The organism is Cupriavidus sp. 01L43, assembly GCF_056399925.1.
This window is the reverse complement of record NZ_JBFTSH010000026.1, coordinates 1-21,056: the sequence shown is the minus strand read 5'-3', so window position 1 is coordinate 21,056 and position 21,056 is coordinate 1. Positions and strand designations below refer to the sequence as shown.

The 21,056-nt window shown below is 68.4% G+C and carries 18 protein-coding genes and 2 pseudogenes; 6 read left to right on the top strand and 14 right to left on the bottom strand.

The annotated features are described in order from the left end of the window. Positions 1–7: 7 nt before the first annotated feature. On the bottom strand, positions 8–1,330 hold the full coding sequence (locus tag AC1DP9_RS27000; RefSeq protein ID WP_092301832.1) for an MFS transporter: 1,323 nt from the start codon (positions 1,328–1,330) through the stop codon (positions 8–10). A gap of 341 nt (positions 1,331–1,671) precedes the next feature. Beyond that, positions 1,672–2,151: a winged helix-turn-helix transcriptional regulator gene (locus AC1DP9_RS26995; RefSeq protein ID WP_477108990.1), complete on the bottom strand. Its 480-nt coding sequence runs from the start codon at positions 2,149–2,151 to the stop codon at positions 1,672–1,674. A 100-nt stretch (positions 2,152–2,251) separates the two neighbouring features. Here AC1DP9_RS26995 and AC1DP9_RS26990 point away from each other — a divergent pair, with 100 nt between their 5' ends. Next, positions 2,252–2,836: a GNAT family N-acetyltransferase gene (locus tag AC1DP9_RS26990; RefSeq protein WP_092301883.1), complete on the top strand. Its 585-nt coding sequence runs from the start codon at positions 2,252–2,254 to the stop codon at positions 2,834–2,836. Between the two features lie 13 nt (positions 2,837–2,849). Here the strand turns inward: AC1DP9_RS26990 and AC1DP9_RS26985 are convergent, their stop codons facing one another. After that, positions 2,850–3,722 (bottom strand): EamA family transporter, encoded by an 873-nt coding sequence (locus tag AC1DP9_RS26985; RefSeq protein WP_477108989.1) that lies wholly within the window; start codon positions 3,720–3,722, stop codon positions 2,850–2,852. A 199-nt stretch (positions 3,723–3,921) separates the two neighbouring features. On the opposite strand from AC1DP9_RS26985, the gene AC1DP9_RS26980 reads away from it, so the two are divergent. Together AC1DP9_RS26980 and AC1DP9_RS26975 are read left to right on the top strand one after the other, a co-directional pair. After that, positions 3,922–4,641 carry an SDR family NAD(P)-dependent oxidoreductase gene (locus AC1DP9_RS26980; protein ID WP_092301838.1) on the top strand — a complete coding sequence of 240 codons (720 nt, stop codon included), beginning with the start codon at positions 3,922–3,924 and terminating at the stop codon, positions 4,639–4,641. 2 nt (positions 4,642–4,643) lie between these two features. Further along, positions 4,644–6,146 (top strand): patatin-like phospholipase family protein, encoded by a 1,503-nt coding sequence (locus AC1DP9_RS26975; RefSeq protein WP_477108988.1) that lies wholly within the window; start codon positions 4,644–4,646, stop codon positions 6,144–6,146. Positions 6,147–6,181: 35 nt separating this feature from the next. Here the strand turns inward: AC1DP9_RS26975 and AC1DP9_RS26970 are convergent, their stop codons facing one another. From AC1DP9_RS26970 to AC1DP9_RS26935, 8 genes and pseudogenes are all read right to left on the bottom strand, one after another. After that, the gene (locus tag AC1DP9_RS26970; RefSeq protein WP_477108987.1) at positions 6,182–7,489 is read right to left on the bottom strand and encodes a type II toxin-antitoxin system HipA family toxin; all 1,308 of its coding nucleotides are present in this window, start codon (positions 7,487–7,489) and stop codon (positions 6,182–6,184) included. Beyond that, positions 7,482–7,778 (bottom strand): helix-turn-helix domain-containing protein, encoded by a 297-nt coding sequence (locus AC1DP9_RS26965; protein ID WP_092301847.1) that lies wholly within the window; start codon positions 7,776–7,778, stop codon positions 7,482–7,484. The genes AC1DP9_RS26970 and AC1DP9_RS26965 overlap by 8 nt, the downstream gene beginning before the upstream one ends. 67 nt (positions 7,779–7,845) lie before the next feature. Then, a complete protein-coding gene (locus tag AC1DP9_RS26960; protein ID WP_477108996.1) occupies positions 7,846–9,303 on the bottom strand; it encodes an MFS transporter in 1,458 nt (485 codons plus the stop codon). 78 nt (positions 9,304–9,381) lie between these two features. After that, positions 9,382–9,600, bottom strand: coding sequence for a hypothetical protein (locus AC1DP9_RS26955; protein ID WP_092301853.1), 219 nt, complete (start codon positions 9,598–9,600; stop codon positions 9,382–9,384). 218 nt (positions 9,601–9,818) lie between these two features. Further along, a pseudogene (locus AC1DP9_RS26950) lies at positions 9,819–11,428 on the bottom strand (gamma-glutamyltransferase family protein). Positions 11,429–11,435: 7 nt separating this feature from the next. Next, positions 11,436–14,045 carry a branched-chain amino acid ABC transporter ATP-binding protein/permease gene (locus AC1DP9_RS26945; RefSeq protein WP_477108986.1) on the bottom strand — a complete coding sequence of 870 codons (2,610 nt, stop codon included), beginning with the start codon at positions 14,043–14,045 and terminating at the stop codon, positions 11,436–11,438. After that, entirely contained in the window at positions 14,042–14,920 is an 879-nt protein-coding gene (locus tag AC1DP9_RS26940) for a branched-chain amino acid ABC transporter permease (protein WP_092301859.1), read from the bottom strand. Before AC1DP9_RS26940 ends, AC1DP9_RS26945 begins: the two co-directional genes overlap by 4 nt. 187 nt (positions 14,921–15,107) lie before the next feature. After that, the gene (locus AC1DP9_RS26935; RefSeq protein WP_092301862.1) at positions 15,108–16,283 is read right to left on the bottom strand and encodes an ABC transporter substrate-binding protein; all 1,176 of its coding nucleotides are present in this window, start codon (positions 16,281–16,283) and stop codon (positions 15,108–15,110) included. Positions 16,284–16,535: 252 nt separating this feature from the next. Between AC1DP9_RS26935 and AC1DP9_RS26930 the strand changes: the two genes are divergently transcribed. From AC1DP9_RS26930 to AC1DP9_RS26920, 3 genes are read left to right on the top strand one after another with little or no spacing between them, the layout of a single operon-like run. Further along, positions 16,536–17,510, top strand: coding sequence for a polysaccharide deacetylase family protein (locus tag AC1DP9_RS26930; protein WP_477108985.1), 975 nt, complete (start codon positions 16,536–16,538; stop codon positions 17,508–17,510). A gap of 4 nt (positions 17,511–17,514) precedes the next feature. Beyond that, positions 17,515–18,324 (top strand): GntR family transcriptional regulator, encoded by an 810-nt coding sequence (locus AC1DP9_RS26925; RefSeq protein ID WP_255371010.1) that lies wholly within the window; start codon positions 17,515–17,517, stop codon positions 18,322–18,324. A 12-nt stretch (positions 18,325–18,336) separates the two neighbouring features. After that, positions 18,337–18,972, top strand: coding sequence for a flavin reductase family protein (locus tag AC1DP9_RS26920; RefSeq protein ID WP_092301868.1), 636 nt, complete (start codon positions 18,337–18,339; stop codon positions 18,970–18,972). Here AC1DP9_RS26920 and AC1DP9_RS26915 read toward each other — a convergent pair. From AC1DP9_RS26915 to AC1DP9_RS26905, 3 genes and pseudogenes are all read right to left on the bottom strand, one after another. After that, positions 18,949–19,989 carry a branched-chain amino acid ABC transporter permease gene (locus AC1DP9_RS26915; protein WP_477108984.1) on the bottom strand — a complete coding sequence of 347 codons (1,041 nt, stop codon included), beginning with the start codon at positions 19,987–19,989 and terminating at the stop codon, positions 18,949–18,951. The genes AC1DP9_RS26920 and AC1DP9_RS26915 overlap by 24 nt on opposite strands. After that, positions 19,990–20,877, bottom strand: coding sequence for a branched-chain amino acid ABC transporter permease (locus AC1DP9_RS26910; RefSeq protein ID WP_477108983.1), 888 nt, complete (start codon positions 20,875–20,877; stop codon positions 19,990–19,992). A gap of 21 nt (positions 20,878–20,898) precedes the next feature. Next, a pseudogene (locus AC1DP9_RS26905) lies at positions 20,899–21,056 on the bottom strand (ABC transporter ATP-binding protein); the annotation flags it as partial.

The window sequence follows — 21,056 nt, the reverse complement described above, 5'->3', positions numbered from 1 at the left end:
TGCGAATTCAGTTGGCCAGTGCGCTGTCGTACAGGGCCTGCTCCTGGGCCTTGTGCTCGGCGCTGAAGCGCACGGCGATGGCGCACACGGCGGCGATCGTGGCGGCCACGCCGAGGTAGGTCAGGGTCTGCTGCAGGTCGCCCAGGCCCTTCATCAGGAAGCCGGCTGCCACCGCGCCCACGTTGCCGCCGGCGCCGATGATGCCGGCCACGCCGCCCAGCGCCTTGCGATCGATAAACGGCACCAGCGCGTAGGTGGCGCCGCAGGCCATGTGGGTGAACAGGCCGAAGATCAGCATGGCCACCACGGCCAGCGTGACGCTGGACGCCTGCGCGAACCACAGCAGGCCCAGGCCTTCGCCGAGGATGAAGACGAACAGCACCATCGAGCGGGCGTCCAGGCCGCGGCGGCGGGCGAAGCGGTCCGACACATAGCCGCCCAGCGCCCGGGCGAACAGCGCCAGCAGGCCGAAGCTCGCCGCAGCCATGCCGGCGGCCGACAGCGACAGGCCGAAGTGGTCCACGTAGAAGGTGGCGGCCACGTTGTGGATGAAGATCTCCACGCCGAAGCAGGCGCCGTAGGTGATGAACAGCAGCCAGACGCGGTAGTTGGCGCTGGCCGCCTTGAAGCTGGCCCAGCCGCCACCGCCTTTTCCACCTTTAGCGCCGCTGACCGCCACGCCGCGTGCGCGCAGGTCCGAGTAGTTGCCTTCCGGGCAGTCCTGCGTGAACTTCCAGTACACGACGGCCATGATCAGCATCAGCACGCCGGGCACCACCAGCGCCAGGCGCCAGCCGAGCGTGTGGTCCACGCCAATCATCAGGATCGCGCCCAGCAGCAGCGGCATGGCCGCCTGCGCCGCGCCGCCGCCGGCATTGCCCCAGCCGGCCGACGCCGCGTTGGCCGTGCCCACCACGTTCGGCGCGAACATCACCGAGGTGTGGTACTGCGTGATGACGAAGCTCGCGCCCACCGCGCCGATCAGCAGGCGGAAGAACAGGAAGGTCTCGTAGTTCTGCGCCAGCGCCACGCCGAGCACCGGCAGCGCGCCGATGGCCAGCAGGCCGGTGTAGGTCTTGCGCGGGCCGAAGCGGTCGCACAGCGGGCCGATGATCAGGCGCACGATGATGGTCACCGCCACGGCGGCGATATTGATATTGGCGATCTGGCCCGGCGTGAGGCCGAACTCGCCCTTGAGCACCGGCATCAGCGGTGCGCAGGCAAACCACGCGAAGAAGCAGACGAAGAACGCCATCCAGGTCAGGTGGAAGGCGCGCATCTGCGGAGTCTTGAGACTCAGCAGGTCGATCCGGGTGGCTTTACCGTTCATGCTTGGGCTCCAAAAACAAATGGCGTCCCGAGAGGCTGGCAAGAAGCCAGTTCTGGGGACGCCGTTGTCCTGACGCTCGGCTACATGAAATAGCCGGCGTTTGATGTGGGGTGGGCAGGTCGCCGTTGACCGGCCCGTGCTCTTTATCGCAAGCGGTGTGCCAGCCGGGATTGGGACGTATCAGGCGCGTGGAAAGCCGGTTTTCGGACGAAAAGCGGTGATTGATGCACGTTTATGCATCATGGTGCGGCGCCAGCATGGGGCGTGGGCACGGGGATGGTGCAGTGCAATGATTCCGCACGGTGCGCGCGGGAGGGCGCACCCGGGAGTGAGGAAGGCGGTCAGCCCCCGTTGCGGGTGTCTGGCGTGACGGCGTAGGGGGAGAGCAACTGCATGTCGTTCGGCGCGACCTGGGCCCCCGATTCGTCGATCAGTGCGGCGCGGATCTTGAGGCCGGACAGCGTCGAGCGGACCTCCGCCGGACCCTGGCCGCTGGGCGCGAGGTGATCGTCGCCCCATTGCATCAGGCCGACCAGCACCGGCAGCAGGTCCACGGCGGCGCGCGTCGGGTGGTACTGGAAGCGTTCGCGCTCGCCCGGTTCCTTATAGCTGACCCGGCGCAGCAGGCCGGCTTCAGTCAGGGTCTTGAGCCGCGCGGACAGCACGGCCGGCGAGCACTGCAGGCGCTGGAGGAAATCGTCGAACCGTCGCACCCCGGAAAACACATCGCGCAAGATAAGCATCGTCCACTTTTCCCCGATCAGGGAAAGGGTGGCGGCGATGGAGCAGCGCAGCAGGGCGGGATGGGTAGGCTCGGTCATGGTGAATCCAGCATAGCACCCTAACTACGTTTGCAAAAGTCAGGGTATCGCCTATACTTCTGGCTACATAAAACGTAGTCAGGAGCGCGTCATGAAGTGGATGAACGAGCAGCGCGACGCGCAAGCGACCATCAGTGAAGAAAGCTGGACCGTGCGGGGCGGTGTGCAGGTCACGCTGCGCACCGCCCGGGCGTCCGATCACGGGCGTCTGCGCACGTTTGTGGATGGTTTGTCGCGCGAAAGCCGCTATTACCGCTTCCTGACCGGCGGCCCGGTGGCGAATGAGACGCTCGCGCAGTTCGTGAGTCGCCAGAACCATGATGTGGCGCTGGTCGTCACCTTCGGCGAGGTCATCGTCGCCAATGCCGAATATGTGGTGAATGAAGAGGGGCAGGCCGAACTGGCCGTGGTGGTCGCGGACAACTGGCAGGGCCAGGGACTGGGCCGGCGCCTGATCCAGCGGCTCCAGCAACTGGCCCGCGCCGCCAGCCTGCGCGGCATGCGGGGCGACGTGCTCAGCGAAAACCGCCGCATGCTGGCCATCATGCGCGATTGCGGCTTTGCCACGCGGCGCAATCCCGAGGACAGCCTGCTCCACGAAGTGACGCTGACGCTGGCCGAACCGCGCAAGGCCCCGGCCCCTTCGGCCGAATGGCTCCCGCGCGACTGGTTCGCCGCTAACTAAGTCAGGTGGTAAGTCAGATCGGCGCCTGGCGCCGGGAAGTCGCGGTACAGCCGATCGACGCCACGATAATCGCGGCAATCGCCACCCACTGGATCGGCGTGAGCTGCTCATGCAGGAAGGCCAGCCCGGCCAGCGCGCCCATGGCCGGCTCCATGCTGAGCAGGATGCCGAAGGTGCGGCGCGGCAGGCGTTTCAGCGCCACCATCTCCAGCGAATAGGGAATCGCGCTCGACAGCAGCCCCACCGCCAGCCCGGCCAGCAGCAGCGACGGGCTGAACATCGTCGTCCCCGCATGGGCCAGTCCGAACGGCAGCGTCACCAGCGCGGCCATGGTCAGCCCGAGCGAGGTGGCCTGGCCGCCATGCGCATTGCCCGCCATCTGCCCGAATACGATATAGAGCGCCCAGCCCACCCCGGCTGCGAGCGCATAGCCGATGCCCACCGGGTCCAGGTGGGTCGCGGTCGCCCCGACCGGCAGCAGCAACAGCAGGCCCGTCACGGCACAGCCGATCCAGAGAAAGTCGATCGCCCGGCGCGAGGACAGCACGGCCACGGTCAGCGGCCCGGTGAACTCGATGGCGATGGCCAGCCCCAGCGGCACCGTGCGCAGGGACATATAGAACAGCAGGTTCGTGGCGCCCAGCGCTGCGCCGTATAGCGCGATGGCGCGGGCATTGGCGCGCGTGAGCGGAAAACGCCACGGCCGCCAGACGCAGAGCAGGATCAGGGCCGAGAATCCTACCCGCAGCGCCGTGGTGCCCTGGGCGCCCAGGACGCCGAACAGGCTCTTGGCGAACGACGTGCCCACGCACAGCGAGGCCATGGAGCCGATCAGGGCCAGCACGGCCAGCAGTGTCTGACTTTGTTTGAGGCGGGTAAGCGGCAATTCGGGTCCTGGAACAGTGTGGTGCCGGGCGCCGCGCGACGCCCGCCGGCATGGCCGGAGCCGCATCATGCCCGAGCCGGTTGTGGCCCGCCATGCACAGATGGGCGCAGCCGGCGCTGTACAGTTTTGCGCGCGGCAACATTTTGCGGTCCAGCCGCGCGGGTTCTATGGTGGAAGGGCAACTTTCATGGAGCCATCGATGGATGCGACCGCACCTCCCCGTCATGTCGTGATCACCGGCGCCGCCGGCGCGCTGGGCCGCGCCGTGGCCAGCCGTTTCGCCGCCGAGGGCGCCCGGCTGGCCTTGATCGACCGTGACCTGCAGCACCTGCAAACCGTGTTTGCCCATCCGGAGCCCGGGCAGCACGGCATGCTGCTCCACGCGGCCGACGTCACGTCCGACACGGCCATGGCGCCGGTGGCGGCGGCCATCCTCGATGCCTTCGGCGCGGTCGACGTGCTGGTCCACGTGGCCGGCGGCTTCGAAATGGGCGAGCCCACCCACACGCTGAGCCGGGAATCCTGGCTGCGGATGATGGATCTGAACGCGTGGTCCTTCGTCGCCGTGACCGGCCATTTCATTCCGGCGATGATGTTCCAGCGCAGCGGCAAGGTCGTGGCCGTCTCGGCGCGCGGCGCCACGGCCGGCGCGGCCACGATGGGGGCCTACAGCGCGTCCAAGAGCGCCCTGCAGCGGCTGGTGGAAAGCCTCTCGCGCGAGGTGCGCGCGGCGGGCATCAACGTCAACAGCATCGCCCCGGGCATCCTGGACACGCCGGCCAACCGCAATGCCATGCCGGCGGCGGAGCATACGCTCTGGGTGTCTACTGGCGCGGCAGCGCGTGCGGTAGCGTTCCTGGCCTCCGATGGCGCTCAGGCGATCCACGGGCAGCATCTTGTGCTGGATGGGCTGAGCTAGGGATGAAGAACACCCCCGCCACCCCCGCCACCCCCGCCACCTCCATATGGCTGGCGCTTGCGTTCTGGCTCCTGCCTGGCCTGTCCCTTCTGCTGGGCGGCTGTGCGAGCCGGCCAGTCAATCCGCCGATCGCCCAGGCAGACCAGAATGCCGGCTATCGATTCTTTACGCGGCCCCAGTTCGCGGCCAGCAAGGAAAACCTCGTCATCCTGGCCTTTTCGGGCGGGGGGACCCGCGCGGCGGCCTTTTCGTATGGCGTCCTGGAGTTCCTGCGCAACACGGAAGTCGTCGGGCCGCGCGGCAAGTCGCGCCTGCTCGATCATGTGAGCGTGGTGACCGGGGTGTCGGGCGGCAGCTTTACGGCGCTGGCCTATGGGCTCTACGGCGAAAAGCTGTTCGATGACTACGAGCAGCGTTTCCTCAAGCGCGATGTGCAAGGCACGATCACGCGCCGGACCTTCAATCCGGCCTACTGGCCATCCCTGTGGTCGAGCGGATGGGGCCGCTCGGAACTGGCGGCGGACCTCTACGATGAAATCCTGTTCAATGGGGCGACGTTCGGCGACCTCAACCGGGGGCAGGGCCCCTTTATCGTGGCCTCGGCCACCGATATCACCACGGGCGCGCGCCTGCCCTTTACGCAGGCTACGTTCGATGTGCTGTGTTCGGACCTCAACGCCGTGCGGCTGTCGCGGGCGGCGGCGGCCTCGTCCGCCGTGCCGGTGGTGCTCACGCCGATCACCCTGAACAACTACGGCGGCAATTGCCACTACACGCCGCCGGACTGGATCCAGCCGTTTATCCATGACAGCGAGCCGCCCCGGCCCGCCGCGCGCGCCAGTCGCCATATCAAGGAAGAGGCGGAGTTTGGCGACAGCATCAACCGACCCTATCTCCATGTGGTGGATGGCGGCGTGTCCGACAACCTCGGCATGCGCAGCGTGCTGGATACCCTGGAACTCATGGAAGCGCTGCATCTGGTCGGCCTCCAGACGCCGCTCGATCAGGTGCGCCACATCGTGGTCTTTGTCGTCAATTCGCTTTCCGTGCCCAAGACGGAATGGGACAAGTCCGAATCTCCGCCGGGCATGATCGAAATCCTGGTGAAAGCTGCCGGCGTGCCGATCGACCACTATTCCTATGAGGCGACCGAACTGCTGAAGGACAGTCAGGCGCGCTGGCGGGCCATGGGCGAGGTGCGCCGCTCGGCGGCGTTCGCTGCGAACAAGGATGCGGGGGTCGCCCGTGCGCTACGCACGCCAGACGCGACGATCTACGCCATCGACGTGTCGTTCGCCCGGCTGGAGGACAAGGAGGAACTGGCCTACCTCAATGAACTTCCCACATCGTTCTCCCTGCCGCCCGAGGCCGTCGACCGCCTGCGTGCGGCGGCCGGGAAAATCATCATGACCTCGCCGGACTTCCAGCGGCTGCTGAAGGATGCCGGCGCGACCATCGTCGCCGATCCGAAAAAGGCCGACGCTGCAGCGGCCACGGCGCAATAGGGGACGCCTTCAGGGGAAGCCTTCCGGGGAAGCCCTCAGCGCCGGGCCAGCCGTGCCAGCGGCAGCGTCTCCAGCCGCTCCAGCACCACGGTGCGCATGGCCGGCGGCGTGGGCAGGGTGTCGAGCAGGGCCGGCCAGCGCTCGCGGGCCAGGCTGACGGCGTCCTTCACGGCCGCCAGCGCGATGCGCTCGGCGATCTTGGCCTCGCGGGCGAAGTCGCGGTAGGTCTCGAGGGTTTGCTTGCGCTGCAGGCCGTCGATGGCCACGTTCTGGCCGAAGGCCGCGAAGCCGGACAGCGCCGCCACGCTGACGATGTCATAGGCGGGCGACAGCTCGGGCATGGTCCCGTTCCGATACAGAAAAGAGAAGTTCTTGAGATGGGCGTCGCTGTTGCCGATCAGCGTGTTCACGGCCTGCCGCATGAAGAACTGCCGCACGTCCTCGATGCCGCGCACGCTGAGCCGCTCCAGCAGGCGGACGATGGCCACGTAGGCGTCGTTGCCGGCGTACTTGCGCGAGGGCATGCGCGTCAGCACCTGGCAGCCGTCTTCCGCATGCACGCGCCCGCCGGGTTCGCGGTCGAAACGGTCCACGGCCAGGAAGTGCAGGTCGGCGCCGAGCGCCTCGGCCAGGCCGGGTACGTCGATGGTCGCCAGCGGCTGCGGTTTGCACGGCGCCACGGCCACGCCGGCCGCCTGCGCCAGCTGCATCGACACATATTCGTTAAAGATCTGGCTGTCGTCGTTGCGGGCCGGCAGCTTGGCGATCAGGTCCGACAGCCGCCCGTGGGTGGGCATGGTGTAACGCTTGCCGGCGTGCGCGGTGGACAGCGCGAGCTTGTTCTGCACGCCGGACACCGATGCCGCGCCCTCGGTGGCGCCTTCCACCACGGCGATTTCCAGGTTGTCCGCGCCACCGGTCACGCCCACGGTGCGCACGGTGTCAGGCAGGGCGTCGATGTCCGCCGGGCGGACGATCAGCGCGCCGGGCAGGTCTTCGCCGGCTGCGGCCAGCACGCCGAAGTCGTCGCGGTCGTCCGGATGGTGCCGCGTGGCTTCCAGCCGCCGGCGCAGCTCGCCCTCAGGCAGCAGGCCGGCAAAGTAAGGCGGCAGCTCGCCATGGGTGTTGTAGAGCGCGGGATGGAACGGGTTGGCGAGGATCGTGGCGGTCAGCGCCTCGTTGCCCGGAATCGTCAGTGAGAGGCTCAGCGTCGGCCGTCCGGCATCGCCCCGGAAGGCTTCGCCCGGCACGAAGCGCGTGGTGCGGCCGGCCTCGCAAAGATAGCCGCACAGCATGTTGTGCAGGTGGACGGTGAGATAGCGCGGGCGCAGGTCGTCAGGCATCGGCGTCTCCGAGCAGCAGGTCGACCGAGGTGGGCGCGGCGCGGTCCGGGCCGGTGGCCTTGCCGCTCACGGTGCGCTGGACTTCGGCCAGATGCTCGCGCGGTACGAGGACCCACTCGGCGTCGAGGGCGGTGGCGATGGCCTCAAGTGTTGATCCGCGCACATCCTGCTTGCCGCTCAGGGCCACCGACAGGTTGGGCGCCGCCATGCCGATCAGACGGCCGACAGCGCCGAGCGAGAGGCCGCGCGCCTTGCGAAGCTGGCCCAACTGGGCGGCGAAGGAGGACATAGGTCAAACCGAGGGTGGTGTTATGTCATAGCATAGCAGCCGACGAAAAATTATGCCATTTCATCATTTATCGATCTTTATTATGGATTGACATAACATCCGCCTCCGAGCCCAGCGGCGGGGCGATGTGCTCCAGCGGGCGCCGCTCCGCATCCACGCCGAACCGCAGCGCCAGCAATCCCGCCACGATCACCAGCGCCGCGCCAATGGCGTACCCCACGGCCACCGCCCCCCGGCTGCCGGTCTCGATCAGCATGCCGAACAGCACCGGGGCGATAAACCCGCCCGTGCCAGTGCCCACCGCGTAGAAGATGGAGATGGCCAGCGCGCGCATTTCGAGCGGAAAGACTTCGCTCGCCGTCAGGTAGGCCGAGCTGGCCGCCGCCGAGGCCAGGAAGAACACCGCCGACCAGCACAGCGCCTGCGCGCGCGCGTCCAGCCAGCCCTCCATGAACGCCCAGCCTGTGGCGGCGAGGCCGATGCCGGACAGCACATAGGTCACCGCGATCATCTTGCGGCGGCCCACGCGGTCGAACAGCGGCCCCAGGATCAGCGGGCCGAGCGCATTGCCGATGGCGAACGGGAAGATATAGAGCGCCACGCGTTCCTCCGCCACGCCGTAGAAGCGCGTGAGCACCAGCGCGTAGGTGAAGAAAATGGCGTTGTAGAAGAAGGCCTGCGCCACCATCAGCGCGAAGGTGACCACGCTGCGCGTGCGGTAGCGCCGCACCAGCAGCCCTACGATCTCGCGCACGGTCGGCACGGGCCGGCCCGCGTAGGCCACGTGCGCGGCGGGGTCCGGCGGCGGCAGCGGGCCGTGGCGCGCGGCCACCTCGGCCTCGATGCCGGCAATCACCCGCTCCGCCTCCGCGCGGTGGCCGTGCGTGGCCAGCCAGCGCGGGCTTTCGGGTACGTGGCGCCGGATCAGGACGATGGCCACCGCCAGCACCGCGCCCAGCGCGAAACAGGCGCGCCAGCCCCAGACCGGGCCGAGCACGCGCGGATCGAGCACCACCAGGCTCAGCCCCGCACCCAGCGCCGCACCGAGCCAGAAGCTGCCGTTGATGGCAAGGTTGACGCGCCCCCGCACGCGCGCCGGGATCAGTTCGTCGATGGCGGAATTGATGGCCGCGTATTCGCCGCCAATGCCGAGCCCGGTCAGGAAGCGGCACAGCGCGAAGAACGCGAAGTTCGGCGAGAACGCCGTCAGCAGCGTCGCCGTCATGTAGACGAACAGCGTGGCGAGGAACAGGCGCTTGCGGCCCAGGCGGTCGGCCATGCGGCCGAAGACGAGCGCCCCGGTGACGGCCCCTAATATATATAGGGACCCGGTCCAGCCGACCTGCGAGGCGGAGAGCCCGAGCGTGTCGGGCCGCTCCAGCACGGCGCCCACGGAGCCGACGAGGGTGACCTCCAGCCCGTCGAGCACCCAGGCAATGCCGAGGGCGAGAGCCACGCGCCAGTGCCAGGCGGACCAGGGCAGGCGGTCGAGGCGCGCGGGGATGTCAGACTGCCAGCCGGCGATAAGCGTCTCCGATGGCTATCGACCGGCGGCATCCCATTGATGCCGCCAGCGGTCAGCGGTCAGGTCAGTGCGAAAGGTTCAGCATTCCCGGCCGACGGCTTTCAGCATCGAGCGGCCATGGGCAGTGATTTGAGGGCAAGGCCGTCGGCCTTGTTCGGCTTGCAGGGTAACGAGTTCGCGGGCGACGAGTGCATCGAGGTCGACGGGATCGATCTCGCGTGCGTCCGCAGTATCGGAGCGGGTATGGGGGCCGTTGCCGATCAGCATCAGCGTGGCCAGTTCGTGTGGGCTCAGCACGGTGTTCTCCTTGGCGAGAGGGGAGCGGTTGCTGGGGACTCGGGGGTCGCCTGGCAGTAGCGGCCTCCGTTAGGGATTGTGGACTATCGCGGCCCGGCTTTCACGCTGCAACGCATCGTGATCGGAGGTCGACAGTTTGCGACAGTCATTGCTTTGACGAGCCCCACCGGGGTGGGTTCCACACCGATACAAAGCCGATACATCCCCACCGTGCCGTGTTACACGCCCATCGCCACACCGTCGCTGCGCGGATCGTGCGCGCCCGCCAGCGCGCCGTCTTCGCCGATGGCAATCACGCCCGGATGCCCCGCCAGCGGGCTCTGCGGCGAAATGACGCTGACTTCATGGCCACGGCGTGCCAGGGCCGTGATCACGTCCGTGCCAGCGTCGGCTTCCAGCTTCAGGCTGTCGGCGGCATCGGAGAAGGTGCGGCCGAGCAGGAAGCGGGGCCGTGCCAGCGCCGTGAGCGGGTCCATGCCGTAGTCGATCAGCCGCGTGAGCACGGCGGCCAGCGTCTGCGGCTGGCCGTCGGCGCCTTGCGTGCCGTACAGCAGGCGCGGCTTCCCGTCCTTGAGATACATGCCCGGATTCAGCGTATGGAACGGGCGCTTGCCCGGTTGAATCGCGTTGTGATGGGTGGGATCGACGCTGAACGCCGCGCCCCGGTTGTGCCACAGGATGCCGGTATCGCCGGCCATCACGCCGCTGCCCCAGTCGAAATACACGGTCTGGAGCACGCTCACGCAGCGGCCCTCGCGGTCCACTGCGCTCAGGAAGACGGTGTCGCCGTGCTGGTAGACGTGCGGCCAGTCGAGCGCGCGCGCCGGGTCGATGCGCGCGGCCATGGCGTCCAGGCGCGCGGGGGCGAGCATCGCTTCGGCCGGTACGTCGACGAACTCGGGGTCGGCCACGTAGCGGTTGCGCTCGATGAACGCCTCCTTCACGGCCTCCACCATCAGGTGGTAGTAGTCCGCGCTGCCCTCGGCGATGCCGGTGAGGTCGAATCGATCGAGGATGCCGAGGATCTGGAGCGTGGTCACGCCCTGCGTGGGCGGCGGCAGGCTCAGCAGCTCGCCGCCACGATAGGGCACGCGCAGCGGCAGCGCGTCGCGCGCGGCGGTACGCGCCAGGTCCGCCATGCGCAGCGGCGAGCCCACGGCGCGCAGGCCGGCGACGATGCGCTCGGCCAGCTCGCCTTCATAGAACTCGCGCGCGCCATGGCTGGCGATGCGTTCGAGGCTGCGGCCCAGCGCCGGCTGGCGCAATGTCGTGCCGATGGCCGGGATCGCACCATCGGGCATGAAGGTCTGTGCGAAGCCGGGCCAGCTGCCCAGCTCATCGGCCCGGAAGTTCTGCCAGAAATGTTGCGATGGCGTGACCGGGAAGCCCTCGTGCGCGTAGGCGATGGCGCGGCGGAACAGCGCGGACCAGTCCTGCCGGCCGCCCCAGGCGTCGCGGCTGATGGTGAAGGCGCGGTCCCAGGTATCGACCGTGGCGGCGGTGGTCAGCGTGGCGCCTGGGCCGCGCGTGGGAATCGACTCGCCAAACGCCGGCAGCGCCTGCGCGGCCTGGCCGATGCCGGACAGCGTGCGCACGTTGCCGCGCGGTCGCTGATGAGCCAGAAGGCGTCGCCGCCCAGCCCCGTGAAGTGCGGATAGGTGACGGCCAGCGTGGCGCCGATGGCGATGGCGGCTTCGATGGCGGTGCCGCCATCGCGCAGGATCTCGAGACCCGCCTCGCTGGCGAGCGCATGCGGGCTGGTGACCATGCCCCCGCGGGAATGGGCGAGATTGGGGGCGAGGGCGGGGGTGTGCGGGTTTGGTGTCATCGTGGGTTCAATGTCCTCCCAGATAGGCCTGCACCAGCGCCGGGTCGCGCGCGAGTTCGTCGGCCGGGCCGCTGGCCACGACGCGGCCTTCCTCCAGCACATAGGCGCGGTCCGCCAGCGACAGCGCGAGCGCGGCCATCTGGTCGACCAGCAGGATGGTGATGGAGGCCTCGCGCAGCGTATCGAGCGAGGCGAACAGCTCGTCGATGACCTTCGGCGCGAGGCCGAGCGACGGTTCGTCGAGCAGCAGCACGGTGGGCTGCGACATCAGCCCGCGCGCCACGGCCAGCATCTGCTGTTCGCCGCCGGAAAGCAGGCCGGCGCGCTGGTGCTGGCGCTCGCGCAGGCGCGGGAAGCGCGCGAACATCGATTCCACGCGGCGCATCATCTCCACGCGCGGGAGCGGGCCGGACGGGAAGGCGCCAAGGCGGAGGTTGTCGAGCACGGACAGCTCCGGGAACACCTGCCGGCCTTCCGGCACGAGTACCACGCCCATCGCGGCGATGCGTGCGGCGTCGAGCCGGGCGAGATCGGTCCCGTCGAACGTGATGCCGCCCTGCACCGGGCGATGCAGGCCCGCCAGCGCGCGCATCAGCGTGGACTTGCCGGCGCCGTTGGCGCCCAGTAGCGCGACCATCTCGCCTTCGCGCACTTGCAGGTCCACATCGTGCAGGACCGGCGCGGCGCCATAGCCGGCGCGCAGCGCGCTCACGCCCAGCACTTCCGGCAGCGGCGCGCCACCCACCGGCTGGCTGGCCGAGGGTTTGCGGGCCGGCGCGTTGGCGGCGTCGCCCAGATAGGCGCGGCGCACGGCTGGATCGGTGCGGATCGCCTCGGGCGTGCCCACGGCCAGGCGCTGGCCGGCATCGATCACGACGATGCCATCGGAGACATCCATCACGAGCGACATGTCGTGTTCGACCAGACCGACTGCCACGCCGCTATCGGCGATCTTGCGCAGCAGGCGGCCCAGCGTGGCCTTGTCCTCGCGCGAGAGGCCGGCGGCCGGTTCGTCCAGCAGCAGCACGGCGGGCCGCGTAGCCAGTGCGCGGGCGATTTCCACGAGGCGGCGGTCCACGTGGGCCAGATCGGCGGCGCTGGCGTCCGGGTTGCCGGTGTAGCCGCAGGCGGCCAGCAGTGCGCGCGCTTCCTGGCGCACGGCGGGGGCGGTGAAACCGGCGATGCCGAGCAGCGTGCCGAGGCGGCCCTTTGTCAGCGCGATGGCCACGTTGTCCGTGGCGCTCATGCCGGCGAAGAGCTGCGTGGTCTGGTAGGTGCGGGCGATGCCTTGCCGGGCGCTGTCGCAGGCGCCGCGCGCTGACAATGGCGCCGTGCCAAGCTGGCGCCCGCCCTCGCGCGGACGGTAGTAGCCGGACAGCATGTTCAGCACGGTGGACTTGCCGGCGCCATTGGGGCCGATCAGGCTCGTCACCTGACCCGGCGGCAGATCGAAGGACAGGTTGTCCACGGCGCGCACGCCGCCGAACACCATCGACAGGCCCAGCGCCGAGAGGCCCCGGCGCGTCTCCTCCGGTCGCACCGGCAGCTGCGCGCCAGCCACGGAAGCATGGGCGGCAGCCGCGCGGGCCGGCCGCAGGCGGCGCAGCAGGTCCGTCACCACGCCCACCATGCCCGTGGGCGCCACCCAGAGCACCACCAGCAACAGCATGCCGAAGCAGAGCAGGCGCAGGTTCTCCAGGCTGGACAGCAGCTCGGGCAGCAGGCCAACCACAACGGCGCCCGCCACCGGGCCGACCACCGTGCCCGCCCCGCCAATCATCACCACCAGCACGAACAGGATCGATTGCAGGAACGAGAACATCCCCGGCGTGACCATGCCCTGCAGCGGCGCGAACAGCCCGCCAGCCAGCCCCGCCAGCGCGGCGGAGAACGCGAAGCCCACGGTCTTGACCACGAGCGGATTGACACCGATCGACGCCGCAGCGGTTTCGCTGTCACGCACCGCGCGCATCGCCGCGCCCCAACTGCCGCGCGCGATGCGGGCATAGGCGGCCAGCGCCACGCCCAGCACGGCCAGCGCGATCAGCGCCAGTGCACGCTCGCCGCCTTCCACGCCGGGCAACGACGGTTGCGCGATGCCCATCAGGCCGTTCTGCCCGCCGGTCAGCGCGCGCCACTCCACGGCGCCGTGCTCGACGATAAAGCCGAAGGCGATGGTGACCATCGCCAGGCCGGGGCCCTTCACGCGCAGCGCGGGCAGGGCGAGCAGGCCGCCCAGCAGCGCGGCGATCAGCGCGCCCACCGGCCACGCGGCCCAGAAGCTCCAGCCGGCCTGGCCGGTCAGGATGGCGACCGTGTAGGCGCCGATCGCATAGAAGCCGACATGGCCGAACGACACCTGCCCGGTGAGCCCGAGCAGCAGGTTCAGGCCCACACCGCAGATGGCCAGCATCGCCACGCCGGCAATCACGAAGACAAAATAGCCGTTGAGCGACAGCACGAGCCCGCCGGCGGCCAGCAGCACCGCCAGCATGGCGAGAATCTGGAGCGGCGTGCCCAGTCCGAGCAGCGGGGCGGCGGCGCGCGCCGGCCGGGCCAGCGGCGCAGGGGAAGCCGGCGGGGCGGGCGGATTGGAAGAGACCATCGAATCGTTCATACCTTGCGTACCTCCGCGCGTCCGAACAGGCCGTCCGGCCGCAGGGCCAGCAGCGCAATCACCAGCGCGAACGTGATGATCTGGGTGTAGCTGGAGCCGAGTGATGCGGTGATGAGTGCCTCGGCCACGCCGAAGATCAGCCCGGCAATCATCACGCCCCAGGCACTGGAGAGCCCGCCGAGAATGGCCACGGCGAAGGCTTTCAGACCGAACACGGTGCCCATGTCCGCCTGTACGTTGAACAGCGGCGCGATCAGCACGCCGGCAATGCCGGCCAGCAGCGTGGAAATGGCAAACGCGCCGGCGATGGTGCGGCGGATGGGAATGCCCATCAGGCGCGCGGCGTCGCGGTTTTGCACCACGGCCAGCATCGCCACGCCCCAACGCGAGCGGCGCAGCACGTAGTGCAGCACGGCCGCGAGCGCGAGGCCGACCACGGGAATCACCAGTTGCAGCGGATAGACGCCGACGCCGGTATCGCCCAGCTGCACGGACTGCGCGGCGAGCGGGGAGGGCAGGCTGCGCGGCTCGGTGCCGAAGGCGAGCATCACCAGGTTATCGAGCACGATGCCGAGCGCGACGGTGGCCATCAGCCACGCATTGGAGCCCCGGCTCGCGAACGGGCGCACGGCCAGGAATTCCACGGCCAGCCCGTAGAGCGCGCACAGGCCGAGGGCCAGCACGATGGCGAGCGGCATCGGCCAGCCGAGCGTCTGCGCGAAGCTGTACGTCAGCACTGCTCCCAGCATCATCGAACTGCCCTGCGCGAAGTTGACGGTGGCGGACACCGCGTAGGTGATGTGGAAGCCCAGGGCCATCAGGCCATACATGCTGCCCAGGCCGAGCCCGCTGATGAGGGCGGAGATCCAAAGCATGGTGAATCCTTGATTTTGCTTGCCAATCGATATCGCGCGACGATGCGCCGGCCCTCTCCCCCGGCCCCTCTCCCGCACGCGGGAGAGGGGAGCAAACCGACGGTGTTCTCCCCTCTCCCTCTGGGAGAGGGGCGGGGGAGAGGGCAGGCGCTTGAACGATCGATATTGCTTCTACGAAGCGCCTGTCTTACTTCGCCACCGGCACGATGCGGTTGTCGATGAACTGCGCCCAGACGTAGTCGTTTTCGCTCAGGGCGTCATGCGCGGTCGGGGAGAACGGCTTCACGTAGGTCTTGATCAGGCCCTCGTAGCGGTCGATCTTGTAGAAGCCTTCGCGGATGGCATCGCCCTTGGTGCTGCCGGCCTTGGCAATCGCCAGCGCAGCGAGCTGCGTGGCGTCGTAGGCGTTGGCCACGCCCACGGCCGGGGTGATGTCGTCCGGGCCCTTGATGTCGCTGTACTTCGCCTTGAGGTCGGTCACCACGCGCGTGCTGACCGGAGTCTGTGCGCCGAAGAAGCTGTACGTCTGCACGAAGTGGACGTTCTTGGCGTTCGGGCCAGCCAGTTCGGTGAAGCGGCCGCCGGCCGGGCCCCAGTGGGAGACCACCGGCACCTTCCAGCCCATGCGGTCCAGCGACTTCACCACCTGCGCGGACGGGCCTACGTTGCCCACCATCAGCAGCACGTCGGCGCCGGCGGCCTTCAGGCGGCCGAGCTGGGGCACCACATCCACGTCATTGGCCTCGAATTTCTCCACGCCCACCGGCTTGCCGCCCTTGGCGGCCATCGCGGCGACGATGCCCTTCTCGTTCGACTCGCCCCACGGGTTGTTCACCAGGATCAGGCCGGGCTTGGTGGCGTTGAAGGTCTTCTGGGCGTACTGGAGCATCGCCTTGTCCACGACCTCGTCCACGGCGGACACGCGGAAGGCGAAGTTCGGGTTGGCGCCATTGCGCGTGATCGGCGTGCCGGCGGCCCACGGGCCCATGAACGGCACCTTCTCCTGATTGGCGATCGGCACGATGGCCATCGACACCGGCGTGTCGAGCCCGCCGAACAGCACGGCCACCTTCTCCTTGTAGATCAGCTCGCGCGCGGCCAGCACACCCTTGGCCGGGTTGCCCTCGTCGTCGCGGCGCACCAGTTCCAGCTTGCGGCCACCCAGCAGGCCGCCCTTGGCATTGATCTCGTCGATGGCGACGGTCATGCCGCGCGTCAGCGACTCGCCGGCGCGCGCCGACTGGCCGGACAACGCCGTGATCAGGCCGATCTTGATGGTGTCGGCGGCCTGGGCGGGCAGCGCCGTCATGACGCAGGCAGCGGCGGCGGTCGCGAGGAGGGCGCGGCGTTGGGGACGAAACATGGCAGTTCTCCGGATGGACGGATCGATGGGGATGGGTGCTTCGATCCACCCGGCTCGCAAGAGCCGTGCCAATCCGTCGACAAAACCGAAAATGATCCCGGAGCGATTGACCCGTCAAGATGCAGACGATCTGGCCCGCATTTTGCGAACGATCTGCAAACCTGGCTGCATACGATCCGTCATGGTTCATGTCGCACGAATCCGGTGCGCGATGAGCCAAAGCGGGGCACATTTGATGAGAGGCATCCCTCCATGACGCAAAACCCGAGTCCGCTGGCGGCCACGCAGGCCACCGCCGGGCTTCCCACCTTCGGCCCGCTGCGCGACCATGGCCGCTTTCCGTACCGGCCGATTACCGACGCCGACCCGTTCCGCTGGCCCAATGGCGCACGGCTGGCGGTCTACCTCGGCTTCAATATCGAGCACTTCGCCTTTGGCGAGGGGCTGGGCGCGAACCTCGGGCCAGTTTCGCCGCAGCCGGACGTGCTCAACTACAGCTGGCGCGAGTACGGCAACCGCGTGGGCGTGTGGCGCTGCCTGGAGTTGTTCGACCGGCTGGAGATGCCGGCCGGCGTGCTGCTGAACACCGCGCTCTATGACCATTGTCCCGAAGTGCTGGACGCCTGCCTGGCGCGCGGCGACGAGCTGATCGGCCATGGCCACACCAATGCCCATCGCCAAAGCGAGTTCGACGAAGCGGGCGAGCGGGCGCTGCTGGTGCACTGCCGGGAGCGCATCGCGGCGCATAGTGGGCGGGCGCCGGGCGGCTGGCTGTCGCCGTGGATCTCCGAGACGATGGTGACGCCGGACCTGCTGGTCGAGACTGGCTACCGCTACACGCTGAACTGGGCACACGACGACCGCCCGGTGCGCATGGCCACGCGCGGCGGCCCGCTGTGGTCGATTCCCTATCCGCAGGAACTGAACGACATCCCGATGATCATCGCGCGCCACCTCGACGGTGCCGCCTTCGCCGACATGATCATCGACCAGTTCGACGAGATGCTGGCGCAGGCCAACGATCCGCAGCACCCGCAGCCGCTGGTGATGGGCATCGCGCTGCATCCCTACCTGGTGGGCCAGCCGTACCGGCTGCGGCACCTGCGCCGGGCGCTGGCGCATATCGCGGCGCGGCGCTCCCATGGCGAGGTCTGGCTGACCACGCCGGGTGCGATCTGCGACGCGATGGATGCCGTGGACCCTGTCGCAGTGACCCCTTCACGCTAATATCATGGCCATCGTTTCCCTGACCGAAGTCATGTCCACCAAAGCTGCCAGGAAGCCCGCGGCCGCCAAGGCCGCCGCCAAGCGGACTTCCGAGACCGTCAAGCCCGTCGATCCGATCGAGGAAGAGACCGCCGAGGACGCCGATACGCGCATCTATCAGGCCATCTTCGACGGTGTGCTCAACCATCGGCTGACGCCGGGCACCAAGCTGCCCGAGCCGGAGCTGTGCCAACTGTTCGGCGTGGGCCGTGCCGTGGTGCGTCGGGTGCTGGAGAAGCTGGCCCACGATGGCATCGTGGCGCTGCGGCCGAACAAGGGCGCGGTGATCGCCGAGCCCACGCCCGAGGAAACCAGCCAGATCTTCGAGGCCCGCCGGGCGATGGAACGCGTGCTGGTGGAACTCGCCGTCACGCGCGTGACCGAAGCCGATCTGCGCGACCTGCGCCGCCAGTTGGCCGAGGAGCACGACGCCATGCACCGCTTCGACCAGCCCTCGTGGGCGCGGCTGGCCAGCGGCTTCCACCTGCGCATTGCGGCGCTGGCACGCAACCCGGTGCTGCAACGCTACCTGACCGAACTGGTCTCGCGCTGCTCGCTGATCGTGGGCCTCTACGAGCCGCCCGGCCACGCGCCGTGCGAGCACGACGAGCACGCGGCCATCGTCGCCTGTATCGAGGCCCGCGATGCGGCCGGCGCCGTCGCGCGCATGGAAGCCCATTTGCGCGAACTCGAGGAACGGATCGAAACCTCGCGCATGCAGGGCGAGAAGAGCCTGGCGCAGATGCTGGGATTGCCAAAGACCAGCAAGGGCTGACCGGAACACCCCATGGAAATCGACTTCAACGCCATCACCGAATACCAGCGCTACAAGCTCATGGCGAGCCTGATCGTGCCCCGGCCCATCGCGCTGGTGACCACGCTCGGGCCAGACGGCACGGCCAATGCCGCGCCGTTCTCGATGTTCAACATGCTGGGAGAGGAGCCGCCGATCGTGATGATCAGCGTCAACCGCCTGGGCGACGGCGCGCTGAAGGACACGGCGGCGAATATCGTGCGCACGAAGGAGTTCGTGGTGCACCTCAGCGACGAGGCCATGGCCGAGAAGATGCATCGCTGCGGCGAACGGCTGCCGCCCGATGTGAGCGAACTGGCACGGGTGGGCCTCACGGCGGCGCCGTGCACCCAGGTGGCGGTGCCCCGGATTGCCGAGGCGCCCGTCGCGTTCGAATGCACGCTGTGGGAGACGCTGGAGACCGCGAGCCGCCAGATCTTCATCGGCCGCGTGCTGCGCCTGCATGCCCGGGACGGGCTGATCGACACCGAACGCTGGCGCGTGCGCCTGCAGGACTACTTCCCCGTGGGGCGCTTTGGTGCCAGCTTCTACGTGACCACGCGCGACCGCTTCTCGCTGGAGAAAGAGGCCGGCGTGGTCACGGCCTCAACCGCGATCGACGAGATGTGAACCGAGCGGCGCGGCGGGACGGCGGCGCTGTTGCCACTGCGCCGCCTTGGCGATGATCTCGCCGACGATGCCGCGCCGGAACGTCAGCACGCAGATCACGAAGATCACGCCGGTCACCATCGTCACGGACTCGCCGAGCGTGTTGAACCAGTCGAGGCCGGTGAGCCTGGCGAGGAACGTGCCGAGGTCGCCCAGCTTGTTCTCCAGCGCGATCACCACCAGCGCGCCCACGATAGGGCCCGTCAGCGTGCCGAGGCCGCCCACCAGCGTCATCAGGATCACGGCGCCGGACATCGACCAGTGCACATCGGTCAGCGTCTCGAAACCGAGCACCAGCGCCTTCAGCGAGCCGGCCAGCCCGGACAGCGCCGCCGACAGCACGAAGGCGGCCAGCTTGAAGCGATCTACGTCGTAGCCGAGCGACACGGCGCGCGGTTCGTTCTCCTTGATGGCCTTGAGGATCTGGCCGAACGGCGAATGGATGATCCGCACGATCAGCGCGAACGCCGCCACCACGATAACGAGTACTACGTAATACAGCACGAGGTCATCGCCCAGCGGCAGCAGGCCGAACAGGTTGCCGCGCGGAATGCCCTGGATGCCGTCCTCGCCACCGGTGAACGGCGCCTGCAGGCAGAAGAAGTACAGCATCTGCGCCAGCGCCAGCGTGATCATCGAGAAGTAGATGCCCTGGCGACGGATGGCCAGCGCGCCCATCGCCCAGCCCGTGACGGCGGCGCCGGCGGTGCCGATCAGCAGGCCCAGTTCCGGCGTCACGCCCCAGACCTTCATGGCGTGACCGGCCGCGTAGCCGGCGCCGCCGAAGAAGGCCGCATGACCGAAGGACAGCAGGCCGGTGTAGCCGATCAGCAGGTTGAAGGCGCAGGCGAACAGTGCGAAGCACAGCACCTTGAGCACGAACACCGGGTAGGCGCCGAGCATCGGGGCCAGCGCCACGACGAGCAGCGCGATGCCGTAAAGCGCGGCGCGGCCGCGGGGGTTTTGCGAATCCAGCATTTATTTTTCCTTCCCGAACAGACCGGCGGGACGCAGCAGCAGCACGATCACCATGATGAAGAACACGACCGTGGAGGACGCTTCCGGATAGAACACCTTGGTCAGGCCCTCGATCACGCCGAGGCCCAGGCCGGTGAGGATGGCGCCCATGATCGAGCCCATGCCGCCAATCACCACCACTGCGAACACCACGATGATCAGGTTCTGGCCCATCAGCGGCGAGACCTGCACCACCGGTGCGGCCAGCACGCCCGCGAAGGCGGCCAGCGCCACGCCGAAGCCATAGGTCAGCGTCACCATCAATGGCACGTTCACGCCGAACGCTTCCACCATCTTCGGGTTCTCGGTGCCGGCGCGCAGGTAGGCGCCGAGCTTGGTCTTCTCGATGACGAACCACGTGGCGAAGCAGACCACCAGCGAGGCCACCACGACCCAGCCGCGATAGTTCGGCAGGATCATGAAGCCGAGGTCGGTGGCGCCTTGCAGCGCGTCCGGCGGCGAGTAGGGCAGGCCGGACACGCCGTAGATCGAGCGGAACACGCCCTCGATCACCAGCGTGATGCCGAGCGTCAGCAGCAAGCCGTAGATGTGGTCGAGCTTGTAGATCCAGCGCAGCATGGTCTTCTCGAGGACCACGCCGAGCACGGCCACCACCAGCGGCGAGAGCGCCAGCATGACCCAGTAGTTGAGGCCGGCGTACTCCATGCCGGCCCAGGCGAGCACGGCGCCGAGCATGAACAGCGCGCCATGGGCGAAGTTGATCACGTTGAGCAGGCCGAAGATGACGGCCAGCCCAAGGCTCAGCATCGCGTAGAACGCACCGTTGACGAGCCCAAGCAGCAGCTGGGACATCAGCGCCGGCAGGGGAATCCCAATATCGAAAGTCATGAAATGCGGTTCCCTTTGTGTCTACACGCCAAGCAGTTCGTTCAGCACCGGCATCTTGGCCTGCAGTTCGGCGGCGGCGAAGCGCTCGACGATCTGCCCGTGCTCCATCACGTAGAAGCGGTCGGCCAGCGGCGCGGCGAAGCGGAAGTTCTGCTCCACCATCACCACCGTGTAGCCCC

Bases quoted from the DNA above. Each gene is read 5' to 3' on its own strand.
- AC1DP9_RS26945 (WP_477108986.1), bottom strand. From the start codon at position 14,045: ATGAACGATTCGATGGTCTCTTCCAATCCGCCCGCCCCGCCGGCTTCC.
- AC1DP9_RS26970 (WP_477108987.1), bottom strand. From the start codon at position 7,489: ATGCCTGACGACCTGCGCCCGCGCTATCTCACCGTCCACCTGCACAAC.
- AC1DP9_RS27000 (WP_092301832.1), bottom strand. From the start codon at position 1,330: ATGAACGGTAAAGCCACCCGGATCGACCTGCTGAGTCTCAAGACTCCG.
- AC1DP9_RS26980 (WP_092301838.1), top strand. From the start codon at position 3,922: ATGGATGCGACCGCACCTCCCCGTCATGTCGTGATCACCGGCGCCGCC.
- AC1DP9_RS26940 (WP_092301859.1), bottom strand. From the start codon at position 14,920: ATGCTTTGGATCTCCGCCCTCATCAGCGGGCTCGGCCTGGGCAGCATG.
- AC1DP9_RS26990 (WP_092301883.1), top strand. From the start codon at position 2,252: ATGAACGAGCAGCGCGACGCGCAAGCGACCATCAGTGAAGAAAGCTGG.
- AC1DP9_RS26930 (WP_477108985.1), top strand. From the start codon at position 16,536: ATGACGCAAAACCCGAGTCCGCTGGCGGCCACGCAGGCCACCGCCGGG.
- AC1DP9_RS26910 (WP_477108983.1), bottom strand. From the start codon at position 20,877: ATGACTTTCGATATTGGGATTCCCCTGCCGGCGCTGATGTCCCAGCTG.
- AC1DP9_RS26975 (WP_477108988.1), top strand. From the start codon at position 4,644: ATGAAGAACACCCCCGCCACCCCCGCCACCCCCGCCACCTCCATATGG.
- AC1DP9_RS26920 (WP_092301868.1), top strand. From the start codon at position 18,337: ATGGAAATCGACTTCAACGCCATCACCGAATACCAGCGCTACAAGCTC.
- AC1DP9_RS26965 (WP_092301847.1), bottom strand. From the start codon at position 7,778: ATGTCCTCCTTCGCCGCCCAGTTGGGCCAGCTTCGCAAGGCGCGCGGC.
- AC1DP9_RS26925 (WP_255371010.1), top strand. From the start codon at position 17,515: ATGGCCATCGTTTCCCTGACCGAAGTCATGTCCACCAAAGCTGCCAGG.
- AC1DP9_RS26935 (WP_092301862.1), bottom strand. From the start codon at position 16,283: ATGTTTCGTCCCCAACGCCGCGCCCTCCTCGCGACCGCCGCCGCTGCC.
- AC1DP9_RS26915 (WP_477108984.1), bottom strand. From the start codon at position 19,989: ATGCTGGATTCGCAAAACCCCCGCGGCCGCGCCGCGCTTTACGGCATC.
- AC1DP9_RS26995 (WP_477108990.1), bottom strand. From the start codon at position 2,151: ATGACCGAGCCTACCCATCCCGCCCTGCTGCGCTGCTCCATCGCCGCC.